11 protein-coding genes are annotated in these 11410 nt (G+C 73.2%); 5 read left to right on the top strand and 6 right to left on the bottom strand.

What is annotated here, in order from left to right:
• Window positions 1–195: 195 nt before the first annotated feature.
• A complete protein-coding gene (gltX, locus tag ACI792_RS08470; protein WP_456602203.1) occupies window positions 196–1707 on the bottom strand; it encodes a glutamate--tRNA ligase in 1512 nt (503 codons plus the stop codon).
• Window positions 1704–2516: a fumarylacetoacetate hydrolase family protein gene (locus ACI792_RS08465; RefSeq protein WP_456602202.1), complete on the bottom strand. Its 813-nt coding sequence runs from the start codon at window positions 2514–2516 to the stop codon at window positions 1704–1706. Before ACI792_RS08465 ends, gltX begins: the two co-directional genes overlap by 4 nt.
• A gap of 42 nt (window positions 2517–2558) precedes the next feature.
• Between ACI792_RS08465 and ACI792_RS08460 the strand changes: the two genes are divergently transcribed.
• The 3 genes from ACI792_RS08460 to ACI792_RS08450 all read left to right on the top strand — a co-directional run bounded on the left by ACI792_RS08460 (window position 2559) and on the right by ACI792_RS08450 (window position 4159).
• Entirely contained in the window at window positions 2559–2939 is a 381-nt protein-coding gene (locus ACI792_RS08460) for a VOC family protein (RefSeq protein ID WP_456579094.1), read from the top strand.
• Window positions 2940–3105: 166 nt separating this feature from the next.
• A complete protein-coding gene (locus ACI792_RS08455) occupies window positions 3106–3432 on the top strand; it encodes a putative quinol monooxygenase (protein ID WP_456602201.1) in 327 nt (108 codons plus the stop codon).
• Between the two features lie 4 nt (window positions 3433–3436).
• Window positions 3437–4159 (top strand): glutamine amidotransferase, encoded by a 723-nt coding sequence (locus ACI792_RS08450; RefSeq protein ID WP_456602200.1) that lies wholly within the window; start codon window positions 3437–3439, stop codon window positions 4157–4159.
• 47 nt (window positions 4160–4206) lie between these two features.
• Here ACI792_RS08450 and cimA read toward each other — a convergent pair whose 3' ends face one another.
• The 3 genes from cimA to serA all read right to left on the bottom strand — a co-directional run bounded on the left by cimA (window position 4207) and on the right by serA (window position 8601).
• Window positions 4207–5787: a citramalate synthase gene (cimA, locus tag ACI792_RS08445; RefSeq protein ID WP_456602199.1), complete on the bottom strand. Its 1581-nt coding sequence runs from the start codon at window positions 5785–5787 to the stop codon at window positions 4207–4209.
• A gap of 173 nt (window positions 5788–5960) precedes the next feature.
• A complete protein-coding gene (locus ACI792_RS08440; RefSeq protein ID WP_456602198.1) occupies window positions 5961–6983 on the bottom strand; it encodes a 3-isopropylmalate dehydrogenase in 1023 nt (340 codons plus the stop codon).
• A 16-nt stretch (window positions 6984–6999) separates the two neighbouring features.
• Window positions 7000–8601, bottom strand: a complete 1602-nt coding sequence (gene serA / locus ACI792_RS08435; protein ID WP_456602197.1) for a phosphoglycerate dehydrogenase — start codon at window positions 8599–8601, stop codon at window positions 7000–7002.
• 113 nt (window positions 8602–8714) lie between these two features.
• Between serA and ACI792_RS08430 the strand changes: the two genes are divergently transcribed.
• A complete protein-coding gene (locus ACI792_RS08430) occupies window positions 8715–9503 on the top strand; it encodes a hypothetical protein (RefSeq protein ID WP_456602196.1) in 789 nt (262 codons plus the stop codon).
• Between the two features lie 120 nt (window positions 9504–9623).
• Entirely contained in the window at window positions 9624–10265 is a 642-nt protein-coding gene (locus ACI792_RS08425) for a hypothetical protein (protein ID WP_456602195.1), read from the top strand.
• A gap of 76 nt (window positions 10266–10341) precedes the next feature.
• Here the strand turns inward: ACI792_RS08425 and ilvC are convergent, their stop codons facing one another.
• Entirely contained in the window at window positions 10342–11370 is a 1029-nt protein-coding gene (gene ilvC / locus ACI792_RS08420) for a ketol-acid reductoisomerase (RefSeq protein WP_456602194.1), read from the bottom strand.
• Window positions 11371–11410: the final 40 nt, after the last annotated feature.

Raw genomic sequence — 11410 nt, 5'->3', positions numbered from 1 at the left:
CGCCCGCACCCCCCCCGGCCGCGCCGGCCGCGCCCCCCCCCGGCTGCTAGGGGGCGCGATCGACGGCCCGCGCCGCCCCCCCCCCCCCCGGCCCGGGCCACGGCGCGACCGGGAACCACCCCGGCTCCGGGCGCAGCGTGGGCGGCGGCCCGGCGTACGGCTCCTCGACCGGGCCCCCGCCGGCCGCCGGCGAGGTCATCCCGCCGACGCCACCGTGCGCGCAGCGGCCAGCCGGGCCAGCGTCCGGTCGCGGCCGAGCAGCTCCATCGACTCGTACAGCGGCGGGGAGACCGTGCGCCCGCTGACGGCGACCCGGACCGGCCCGAACGCCTGCCGCGGCTTGCGCCCCAGCCCGTCGACGAGCGCCGCCTTGAGGGCCTGCTCGATGGCGGGCGTCGTCCACTCCGGCAGCTCGCCCAGCGCCGCCGACGCCGCGTCCAGCACCTCGACCGCGCCCTCCCCGGAGAGCTGCTTCTCGGCGGCGGCCGGGTCGACCTGGACCTCGTCGACGAAGAGGAAGCCCAGCAGGCCGACGGCCTCGGAGAGGACCACCATCCGCTCCTGCGCCAGGGGGGCGATCGCGCGCAGCACCGCGTCCTGCTCGGCGGTGGGCGGGTCGGTGACCAGTCCCGCGGCAGCCAGGTGCGGGACCACCCGAGCGGTGAACTCCTCCACCGGGAGGGCGCGCAGGTGCGTGGCGTTGATCGCCTCGGCCTTCTTCAGGTCGAACCGCGCGGCGTTCGCGTTGACCTTCGTGACGTCGAAGGCCTCCACCATCTCGGCCACCGAGAAGATGTCCCGGTCCTCGGCGATCGACCAGCCCAGCAGCGCCAGGTAGTTCACCAGGCCCTCGGGGAGGAAGCCGCGCTCCCGGTAGACGTCGAGGTTGGACGTGGGGTCGCGCTTGGAGAGCTTCTTGGTGCCCTCGCCGGTCACCAGGGGCAGGTGGCCGAAGCGCGGGGTGCCGGCGGCGACGCCGATGTCGGTGAGCGCCGCGTAGAGCGCCAGCTGCCGCGGCGTGGAGGGCAGCAGGTCCTCGCCGCGGAGGACGTCGGTGATGCCCATCAGGGCGTCGTCGACCGGGTTCACGAAGGGGTAGAGCGGCGCGCCGTTGCCCCGCACCAGCACGAAGTCGGGCACCGCGCCGGCGGCGAAGCGCACCTCGCCGCGCACCAGGTCGGTCCAGGCGAGGTCCTCGTCCGGCATCCGGAGGCGCAGCACCGGCTGGCGGCCCTCGTCGCGGTAGGCCGCCTTCTGGGCGTCGGTGAGGAAGCGGTCGTAGTTGTCGTAGCCGAGCTTCGGGTCCTGGCCGGAGGCGCGGCGCCGGGCGTCGACCTCCTCGTTGGTGGAGAAGGATTCGTAGGCGTGCCCGGACTCGAGCAGCTTCGCGGCCACCTCGCGGTAGACGTCCTGCCGCTCCGACTGCCGGTACGGCCCGTGGGGCCCACCGACCTCCGGGCCCTCGTCCCAGTCCAGGCCCAGCCAGCGCAGGCTGTCGAGCAGGTGCCGGTAGGACTCCTCGGAGTCGCGGGCGGCGTCGGTGTCCTCGATGCGGAAGACGAACGTGCCGCCGTGGTGGCGGGCGTGCGCCCAGTTGAACAACGCCGTACGGATGAGCCCGACGTGCACCAGCCCGGTCGGTGACGGGCAGAAGCGGGTGCGGACCGCTCCGGTCGGGGTGGTGGGTGCGACAGCCGTGGCCGTCATCGGGCGCCACCGGCGGTGGAGACGGCATCGGCCGCCGTCACCGAGTTGGTGAGCGTGCCGAGGCCCTGGATGGCGCAGGTGACGGTCTGACCCGGGCGGATCGGCCCGACGCCGGACGGCGTGCCGGTGAGGACGACGTCGCCGGGCAGGAGGGTCATCACCTGCGAGATGTAGGCGATCAGCGTGGGGATGCCGAACAGCAGCTGGCTGGTGCGCCCGGTCTGGCGGCGCTCGTCGTCGACGTCGCAGGTCACCTCGAGGTCCGCGGCGTCCAGGCCGATGCCGGCCAGGTCGGTCTCGATCCACGGCCCCAGCGGGCAGAAGGAGTCGAAGCCCTTGGCGCGGGTCCACTGCCCGTCGCTCCTCTGCATGTCCCGCTCGGTGACGTCGTTGGCGATCGTGTAGCCGAACACGCTGCCCATCGCCTGCTCCGGCGTCACGTTGCGGGCCCCGCGCGCGCCGATCACCACGGCGAGCTCGGCCTCGTGGTGCACGTTGGTGCTGCCCGCCGGGATGCGGATCGCGTCGCCGGGGCCGATGACCGAGGTGGAGGGCTTGAGGAACAGCAGCGGCTGCTGCGGGGCGTCACCGGTGCCCATCTCCTTGACGTGCTCGGCGTAGTTCTTGCCGACGCACACCACCTTGCTCGGGAGGATCGGCGAGAGCAGCCGGATGTCGGCCTGGGCGAAGCGGGCGCCGGTGAAGGAGATCTGGCCGAAGGGGTGGCCCTCGATCTGGGCCACCTGACCGTCTCCGTCGAGGACGCCGAAGGACATGCCCTGGGGGGAGGCGAAACGGACGATGCGCACGACCCGAGGTTAGTCGCGCCCCCTCCTGCCTACCGTGCACCCATGGCCTGCCGGTTCAGCGAGCTCGTCGTCGACAGCCGGGACCCCGAGTCCCTCGCCGCCTTCTGGGCGGCGGTGCTGGACTACCGGGTCGTGGGGCGGGAGGACGACGGCGCCGTAGAGATCGGCCCCGAGGCCGGTTTCGGCGGGCCCGCGCCCACGCTGGTCTTCGTGCCGGTCACCGACCCGACGCCGGGGAAGGTGCGCCTGCACATCGACGTCAGCCCGACCGACCGCGACCAGGACGCCGAGCTCCAGCGGCTGCTCGGGCTGGGCGCGACGCCGGCCGACGTCGGCCAGTCCGACGACGCGACCTGGCAGGTCCTCGCCGACCCGGAGGGCAACGAGTTCTGCCTGCTGCGGACCCGGCTGGACCCCGTGTGACGGGCGGCCGCCGGCGGCACCAGGTCTTCGGCAGGGCAGTCGGTCTCTGCCCCGCCGGGGTGGGCAGAGCGCCACAACTGGCAGCACACCTCCCCAGGGGGACGGTTCGCCGGGTCGTGGGGACGGCAACTGGCCGCGGTGTCGGCCGGAGGCCGACAATGACCCCGTGATCCTCATCGTCGTGAAGTTCCCCGTCCGTCCCGAGCGCGCCGACGAGTGGACCGGGCTGGCCGCTGACTACGCCCGCGCGGTTAACGCCGAGGAGGGATCGCTGTTCTTCGAGTGGTCACGCAGCCTGGAGGAACCGCACACCTTCGTCTGCGTCGAGGGTTTCCGTGACGCCGACGCGGGCGCCGCCCACGTGGCCACCGACGCCTTCAAGCGCTTCGTCGAGCAGGCGCCGGACCTCGTCTCCGCGCAGCCGCAGATCATCTACGTGGACGCGCCCGACGTCAGCGGCTGGGGCCCGATGGGCGAGATCCAGCCGCGCTGACCGGGTGAAGCCCTTCCTGCTGCTCTCCTCCCGCCCCGAGGACGAGGCCGCGGACGGGGAGCTCGCCTCGTTCCTCCGCTGCACGGCGCTGCCCGCGGCGCGGCTGCACCGGATCCGGCTCGAGGCCGGGCCGCTGCCGGCGCTCGACCTCGACGGCTACGCCGGCGTCTTCCTCGGCGGCGGGCCGTTCAACTCCTCCGACGAGGACAAGTCCGCCGTCCAGGTGCGGGTGGAGCGCGACGTCGGCCGCCTGCTGGACGAGATCGTCGACCGGGACCTGCCCTTCTTCGGCGCCTGTTACGGGATCGGCACGCTCGGCACCCACCAGGGCGGTGTCGTCGACCGCACGTTCGGGGAGCCGGTGTCGGCGGTGGAGGTCGCCCTCACCCCGGACGGCCGGGAGGACCCCCTGCTCGCCGGCGTGCCCGACCGCTTCACCGCCTTCGTCGGCCACAAGGAGGCGTGCCGCGTGCTGCCGCCCACCGCCGTGCTGCTGGCCTCCTCGGCGACCTGCCCGGTGCAGATGTTCAAGGTGAAGCAGAACGTCTACGCCACCCAGTTCCACCCCGAGCTCGACGTCGCCGCGATCGTCGCGCGAGTGCGCATCTACCAGCACGCCGGCTACTTCGCGCCCAGCGAGGTGGAGGCGGTCGTGCGGCGCCTGACCCCCGCGGTGGTGACCGCGCCCGGCCGGCTGCTGGCGAACTTCGTCGCCCGCTACGGCTGAGGTCGCCCGCTACGGCTGAGGGCGACCGCTACGGCTGAGGACGACCGCTACGGCTGAGGACGACGCAGCACCGCGTAGGTCAGCGCGTCCACCAGCGCGTGCCACGAGGCCTCGACGATGTTGGCGTGGACGCCGACGGTGGTCCACTCCCCCACCCCGTCGGTGGTGTCGATGAGCACGCGGGTGGTCGCGCTGGTGCCGCCCTTCCACCCGAGGATGCGGACCTTGTAGTCGGCCAGGGAGACCTCGGCCAGCTGCGGGTAGCGGTGCACCAGCGCCTGGCGGAGCGCGTTGTCGAGGGCGTTCACCGGCCCGTTGCCCTCGCCGGTGCTGATGATCCGCTCGCCGTCGACGTGCACCTTGACCGTCGCCTCGCTGACCACCACGCCGTTGCCCCAGTGCTCCACGGAGGTCTTGTAGCTCTCCAGCCCGAACAGCGGCGGCGGCGCCTCCGGCAGCTGGGAGCGCAGCAGCAGCTCGAAGGAGGCGTCGGCGGCCTCGAACGACCAGCCGTCGGCCTCGAGGACCTTGACCTGGTCGACCACCCGGCCGATCGCATCGGTCTGGCCGGTGAGGTCCACGCCGAGCTCGCGGCCCTTCAGCTCGACCGACGCCCGGCCGGCCATCTCGGTGACGAGGATGCGCATGTCGTTGCCGACGACCGCGGGGTCGAGGTGGTTGTAGAGCTCCGGGCTGACCTTGATCGCGCTCGCGTGCAGGCCGGCCTTGTGCGCGAACGCCGAGGCGCCCACGAAGGGCTGGTGCTCGTCGGGGGCGATGTTGGCGAGCTCGGCGATGGCGTGGCTGACCCGCTGCAGCTCGGGCAGGCACTCGGCCGGCACGGCGGGGATCCCCATCTTGGTGACCAGGTTGGCGATCAGCGCGAAGGTGTCGGCGTTGCCGGCCCGCTCTCCGTAGCCGTTCGCCGTCCCCTGCACGTGGGTGACCCCGGCCTCGACCGCGGCCAGGGTGTTGGCCACGGCGCACCCGGTGTCGTCCTGGCAGTGGATGCCGAGCTTCCCCTCGACCCGGGAGCGCACCTCGGCAACCACCCGGCCGACGCCCATCGGGAGCATGCCGCCGTTGGTGTCGCACAGGACGCCGACCTCGGCCCCGGCCTCGAACGCCGCCTGCAGCACCCGCACCCCGTAGTCGCGGTCGGCGGCGTAGCCGTCGAAGAAGTGCTCGCAGTCGAGGAACACCCGGCGCCCCTCGGACACCAGGTAGGCGACGGTGTCGGCGACCATCGCGAGGTTCTCCTCCAGCGTGGTGCGCAGCGCCTCCCGCACGTGGCGGACGTCGGACTTGGCGACCAGGCAGACCACGGGCGTCTGCGCGTCGAGCAGCGCGCGGACCTGGGGGTCGTCCTCGACGGCGACGCCGGCCTTGCGGGTGGCGCCGAAGGCCACCAGCTGCGCGTGCTTGAGGTGGAGCTCGGTGCGGGCCCGGGAGAAGAACTCGGTGTCCTTCGGCAGCGCGCCGGGCCAGCCGCCCTCGATGAAGCCGACCCCGATCTCGTCCAGCAACCGGGCGACCGCGAGCTTGTCCGCGACCGAGTAGCTGATGCCCTCGCGCTGGGCGCCGTCGCGCAGCGTGGTGTCGAAGACGTGGAAGTCGGTGCTGGTCATGGGGTCTCCCGGGGCGGTGGTGGACGGCCCGAACACGAAAAAGACCCCCCGGGTACGGGAGGTCTGCGCGCAGTCGGGGAGGTGACTGCGCGCTAGGCGATGATGATCGTGCCGCTGGGGTGCATCCCGGTCAGTGAATCACAACGGGACGGCCCCGACGATGACGGCCGTCCTCAGCCGCCGGCGAGGGCGGCGAGCCGGTCGCCGACGTCGGCGGTGCGGATCGTGGCGCGCGGGTCGCGTGTGGACAGGTCGAAGGCGACGGCGGCGTCGACCTTCCGCGCCTGCTCGCTGCGGCCCAGGTGCTCCAGCAGGAGGCCCACGGAGAGCACGGTGGCCGTGGGGTCGGCGATGCCCTGGCCGGCGATGTCCGGGGCGGAGCCGTGCACCGGCTCGAACATGCTCGGGTTGGTGCCCGAGGCGTCGAGGTTGCCGCTGGCCGCCAGGCCGATGCCGCCGGTCACCGCGGCCGCTACATCGGTGACGATGTCGCCGAAGAGGTTGTCGGTGACGATCACGTCGTAGCGGCCCGGATCGGTGATGAAGAACATCGAGGCGGCGTCGACGTGCTGGTAGGCGACGGTCACCTCCGGGAACTCGACCGACACCTCCTCCACGATCCGCGACCAGAGACCGCCGGCGTGGGTGAGCACGTTGGTCTTGTGGATAAGGGTCAGGTGCTTGCGCGGGCGGGCGACGGCCCGCTCGAACGCGTAGCGGACGACGCGCTCCACACCGAAGGCGGTGTTGAGGCTGACCTCGGTGGCGACCTCCTGCGGGGTGTCCTTGCGCAGGACTCCGCCGTTGCCGACGTAGGGGCCCTCGGTGCCCTCGCGGACGCACAGCATGTCGATCGGGCCGGCGTCGGCGAGCGGGCTGCGGACACCGTCGAACAGCCGCGCGGGGCGCAGGTTGACGTGGTGGTCCAGCTCGAAGCGCAGCCGCAGCAGCAGCCCGCGCTCGAGGATGCCCGGCGGGACGCTGGGGTCGCCGATGGCGCCGAGCAGGATGGCGTCGTGCTGCCGGAGCTCGTCGAGCACGGGGTCGGGCAGCAGCTCGCCGGTGCGCTGCCACCGCGCGGCGCCCAGGTCGTACGGGGTCGTCTCCAGGTCGGGGGCGACCGCGCGGAGGACCTTGAGCCCCTCCGCCACGACCTCGGGTCCGATGCCGTCTCCGGGGATCACTGCCAGGCGCATGGTCAGGGACCCTAGGTCAGAGGGTGCTCAGGTCCGCGGCCCGGGCTGCCGACGCCCCGATGCGGGCGGCGATCCGCTGGAGCAGCTCCGGTCCGACGGGGCTGTCGACGGTCACCGCCATGAGCGCCTCACCGCCCTCGTCGGACGGGCTCACCTGGGCGCCGGCGATGTTGACCCCGGCCTCCCCCAGCTCCGCGCCGACCGCGCCGACCACCCCGGGGCGGTCGGCGTAGACGAAGAACAGCAGGTGCCCGGAGGCGGCGAGGTCGATCTCGAAGCCGGCGACCTCGGTCAGCCGCGGCGCCTGGTTCTTGCCGAAGAGGGTGCCGGCGACGGTGACCTGCGTGCCGTCGGCCATGGCACCCCACACCCGGACGTAGGTGCGGAACGTCGGGCTCTCGGGGTCGCTGGTGAGGACCACCTCCAGGCCCCGCTGCTCGGCGAGCAGGGGGGCGTTGACGTAGGTGACCTGCTCCTCCACCACGCCGGAGAAGACCCCCTTGAGCACCGCGAGCGGCAGCACCGAGACGTCGAACTCGGCCAGGGTGCCCCGGACCTCCACGGTGACCGACTGCGCGAGCCCGTCGGCGACGGAGGTGAAGACCCGGCCCAGCTTCTCGGCCAGCGGCAGGCCCGGCCGCACCTCCTCGGCGACGACGCCGCCGGGCTGCACGTTCACCGCGTCGGGGACGAACTCGCCCCGCAGCGCCAGCCGCACCGAGCGGGCGACGGCGGTCCCGGCCTTGTCCTGCGCCTCGGCCGTCGACGCACCGAGGTGCGGCGTGACGACCGTGTTGGGGAGATCGAACAGCGGGCTGCCGGTGCACGGCTCCTCGGCGAAGACGTCGAGGCCGGCGGCGCCGACCTGGCCGGTCCGCAGCGCGTCGGCCAGCGCCGCCTCGTCGACCAGCCCGCCGCGGGCGGCGTTGACGACCACCACCCCGCGCTTCGTCGCCGCGAGCTCCGCGGCTCCGATCAGGCCGAGGGTCTCCGGCGTCCTCGGCAGGTGGATGGTGAGGACGTCCGACTCCCGCAGCAGCTCCTCGAGGGAGACCAGGCGGACGCCGAGCTGGGCGGCCCGGCCGGGCTGGATGTAGGGGTCGTGCGCGACCAGTTCGACGTCGAAGGCCGCCAGGCGCTGCGCCACGAGCTGGCCGATGCGGCCGAGGCCGACCACGCCGACGGTCTTGCCGGCGAGCTCGACGCCCGTGAAGGCGGACCGGTCCCACCTGCCCGCGCGCAGGGACGCGTCGGCGGCCGGGATGTGCCGGGCGGCGGCCAGCAGCAGCGCGACGGCGTGCTCCGCGGCGCTGACGACGTTCGCGGTCGGTGCGTTCACCACGAGCACGCCGCGCCCGGTGGCGGCTGCGACGTCGACGTTGTCCAGGCCGATGCCCGCCCGGGCGACGACCTGCAGGCGCGGGGCCGCGGCCAGCGCCTCGGCGTCGATCCGGGTGGCGCTGCGGACGACGACGGCCGCCGCCTCGGCCAGCGCAGGAAGAAGCGCCGCTCGGTCGGCGCCGTCGACGTGCCGGATCTCGACGTCGGTCCCGAGCGCCACGAGCGCGCCGGGGGCCAGCTCCTCGGCGATCAGGACGACGGGTGCGGTCGTGGTCACGAGAGGAGAGCCTAGGGACGCAGCGGCTCACCCGGGGGTCCTTGCCCCCGCCCGGTGGCACCGACATCCTGGCTTGCGAAGCCGGTGCACGCCGGCCCCGACGGAGGAGAACAGTGAGCCAGTCCGACGACGAGGGTCGTCCCGAGTCCCAGCCGCACGGTGCCGGGAGCGGTCCGGAGCCCGGCCGGCCCTCCTACGAGCAGCAGTACGGCGGCCAGGGCGAGTACGGGCAGCCGCAGTACGGCCAACCGCAGTACGGCCAGCAGCCGCAGTACGGGCAGCCGCAGTTCGGGCAGCAGCCGCAGTACGGCCAGGGCGGCTACGGCCAGGGCGGCTACGGGCAGGACCAGTACGGGCAGCAGCCGCAGTACGCGCAGCCCGGCTACCCCCAGCAGTACGGCGCCCCCGGCTACCCCCAGCAGTACGGCGACCCGGGTATCCCCGCGAAGCCGGGCGGGGTGATCACGGCGGCCGTGCTCGGTCTCGTCTACGGCGCGATCGGGCTGCTCGTCACCTTCTTCCTCCTGATCATCGGCGCGGCCGCCAGCGGTGCCGGCGGCGGGCTGGACGAGGAGATCCCCGGCTTCGGTGCCATGACCGGCGCCGTCGGAGGGGCGCTCATCGTCTTCGGCGTGCTCGCGCTGGGGTGGACGGTGCTCATGGTCTGGGGCTCGATCTGGGCGCTGACCGGCCGCAGCCGGGTGCTCCTGCTGGTGGGCGGCTCGATCGCCCTGACCTTCACGACGATCGGCCTCCTCGGCAGCCTCGTCGACGGGGCCGCCGGGGACGTCGTGGTCAATCTGCTCTTCTTCCTCGCGGCGCTGGCGATCGTCGTCCTGCTGTCGCTGAAGCCGGCCGGCCAGTTCTTCGCCGCCCACCGGTACCGCCGGACCGGTCGCTGAACCGGGTGGCTCCGGCCGGAGCGATCCGCTCGGGGGTGCCCGACTCCCGCGCCGGTGTGACCATCCCTACGACACGTCCTCGGCGATCACGCCGGGGATCCCGAGCAGGAGGAAGCCACCATGTCCAGCCCTACCGGTTCCGATCCCGACCACCCGCAGGGGGGTTCGCCGCAGGGCCAGCCGGGCTGGGGCCCGCCGCCCGGCCAGCAGCCCGGCCAGGGCTACGGCCAGGGCTACGGCCAGGGCTACGGCCAGGGCTACGGCGAGGGGTACGGCCAGCAGCCCGCCCCGCAGTACGGCCAGGGCTACGGCCAGCAGCCGGGCGGCTATCCCAGCGCCCCTCCCGGCTACGGCCAGGCGCCCGGCGGTCAGCGCCCGGGTCAGGTCACCGCGGCCGCCGTCATCGGCGTGGTCATCGGCGGCCTGGGCACGCTCGGCGGGCTGCTGACCCTCTTCGCGATCGGCGCGCTCTTCGAGATCGACGCGCTGCTCGGCATCCTGGCCCTGCTGTCGTTCGCGGCGGCCGTCGTGCTGCTCCTCGGCGGCATCCAGGTGCTGCGCGGGCAGGACCCCAAGCTGCTGCTGCTGGGCAGCTACGCGTCCATCGCGCTGCAGCTGCTGTACCTGCTCTGGAGCCTGGTGCAGGAGGAGGGCTTCGTCTTCACCGGCCTGCTGGGCTTCGTGCTGCCGATCCTCATCGTCGTGCTGCTGCGCACCGAGCAGTCCCGGCAGTACTTCGCCTCGCGCGGTCAGTCCGTCTGACCTCCCGCCGCACGAGAACGGCCCCCGCTGCCTGCGCAGCGGGGGCCGTGTCACGTGGAGGAAGGGTGGTCCTTGCTCAGTTCCGGGCGGCGGTCCCGGTGTAGTCGTCGGACGCCGACACCCAGCTCATGAGCCCGCGCAGCTTGCGCCCGGTCTCCTCGATGGGGTGCGCCTCGGCGGCGGCCCGCTTGGCCTTGAAGTCCGGCGCTCCGGCGTCCTGGTCGGCGATGAAGGCGGCGGCCCAGGAGCCGTCCTTGATCGCGTCGAGGACCTCCTTCATCGACTCCTTGACGCGGGCGTCGATGACCTTGGGGCCGGAGGTGTAGTCGCCGTACTCGGCGGTGTCGGACACCGACCAGCGCTGCTTGGCGATGCCGCCCTCGTACATGAGGTCGACGATCAGCTTCAGCTCGTGCAGGCACTCGAAGTAGGCGACCTCGGGCTGGTAGCCGGCCTCGGTCAGCGTCTCGAACCCGGCGGTGATCAGCGCGCTCGCGCCACCGCAGAGCACCGCCTGCTCGCCGAACAGGTCGGTCTCGGTCTCCTCGGCGAAGGTCGTCTTGATGACGCCGGCGCGGGCGCCGCCGATGCCCTTGGCGTAGGAGAGCGCGAGCTGCAGGGCGTTGCCGCTGGCGTCCTGCTCGACCGCGACCAGGCAGGGCACCCCCTTGCCGTTCTCGAACTCGCGGCGCACCAGGTGGCCCGGGCCCTTGGGGGCGACCATCGCGACGTCGACGCCGGCCGGGGGCTTGATGTAGCCGAAGCGGATGTTGAAGCCGTGGCCGAAGAACAGCGCGTCGCCGTCCTGCAGGTTGGGCTCCACCGACTCGGCGTAGAGGTGCCGCTGCACGTGGTCCGGCGCCAGGATCATGATCAGGTCGGCCTCGGCGGCCGCCTCGGCGGGCGTGACCACCCGCAGCCCCTCGGCCTCGGCCTTGGCCCGGCTCTTGCTGCCCTCGGGCAGGCCGACGCGGACGTCGACGCCGGAGTCGCGCAGCGACAGCGCGTGGGCGTGACCCTGGCTGCCGTAGCCCAGGACGGCGACGGTCCGCCCCTGGATGATCGAGAGGTCGGCGTCGTCGTCGTAGAAGATCTCGGCGGCCATGCTGTGGTTGTTCCCTTCGGTTGGTCTGTACGAGTGCGGT

The sequence above is a fragment of the Blastococcus sp. SYSU DS0669 genome (genome assembly GCF_054050895.1).
This window is presented reverse-complemented; position numbering and strand designations above follow the sequence as displayed.

Excerpts from the sequence above, each read along its gene's own strand:
- gltX (WP_456602203.1), bottom strand. The coding sequence starts at position 1,707 with ATGACGGCCACGGCTGTCGCACCCACCACCCCGACCGGAGCGGTCCGC.
- ACI792_RS08460 (WP_456579094.1), top strand. The coding sequence starts at position 2,559 with ATGGCCTGCCGGTTCAGCGAGCTCGTCGTCGACAGCCGGGACCCCGAG.
- ACI792_RS08425 (WP_456602195.1), top strand. The coding sequence starts at position 9,624 with ATGTCCAGCCCTACCGGTTCCGATCCCGACCACCCGCAGGGGGGTTCG.
- cimA (WP_456602199.1), bottom strand. The coding sequence starts at position 5,787 with ATGACCAGCACCGACTTCCACGTCTTCGACACCACGCTGCGCGACGGC.
- ilvC (WP_456602194.1), bottom strand. The coding sequence starts at position 11,370 with ATGGCCGCCGAGATCTTCTACGACGACGACGCCGACCTCTCGATCATC.
- ACI792_RS08440 (WP_456602198.1), bottom strand. The coding sequence starts at position 6,983 with ATGCGCCTGGCAGTGATCCCCGGAGACGGCATCGGACCCGAGGTCGTG.